This is a genomic window from Candidatus Hydrogenedentota bacterium (assembly GCA_016791475.1).
GTDB lineage: Bacteria > Hydrogenedentota > Hydrogenedentia > Hydrogenedentales > JAEUWI01 > JAEUWI01.
Genome location: JAEUWI010000367.1, coordinates 1 through 573 on the forward strand (window position 1 = coordinate 1; position 573 = coordinate 573).

A 573-nucleotide genomic window follows, 5' to 3' on the forward strand; every position below is an offset into this window, starting at 1 on the left:
TAAAATCATAAATCTAAAATCATAAATCCAAAGTCTAAAGTCTAAAGTCTAAATCATAAATCTAAAATTATAAATCCACAATCCAAAACTATCAACTATCAACTATCAACTATCAATTATAAACTAAACAAGATGAACTATATACTTTTTGACGGAACCGTCCGGAATGCCTTATTACCTTTTACATTTACCAGACCAGTGGCAGATATTCGTGTGGGGATTCTTACTATCCGCGAAAAGTGGGAAAAATATCTGGGCTATACAACCACGAGCCTGACGGAAGAATACCTTATGGAAAAATTTCCCATGGTAGAAATGCCTGAAAATATTATGATTAATGCTTCTTTTTTACCAAATGAAGTATTGGCTGAAATGGTGAAGTCACTGGAGCAAAATCAGGCTATTTTCAAAGGAGAAGAAGTAATTGCTTTTTTCTCTGAAGAAAGCCAGGAAGAAGTCGATTTCGAAAACTATGAAATTCTGGAATACAACGACGATTGTATTACAATTGAACATACATGGGATATTTTTCAAAAAAATGATGCAGCCCTCCGTGAAGATTTTGAACTTTTG

General features: G+C 33.5%; 1 protein-coding gene. It reads left to right on the forward strand.

Going from position 1 to position 573, the window contains the following annotated elements:
* Positions 1-132: 132 nt before the first annotated feature.
* Positions 133-573, forward strand: a 441-nt coding sequence (locus JNK74_29715) for a glucose-1-phosphate thymidylyltransferase (GenBank protein ID MBL7650350.1), incomplete at its 3' end; no start/stop codon positions are given.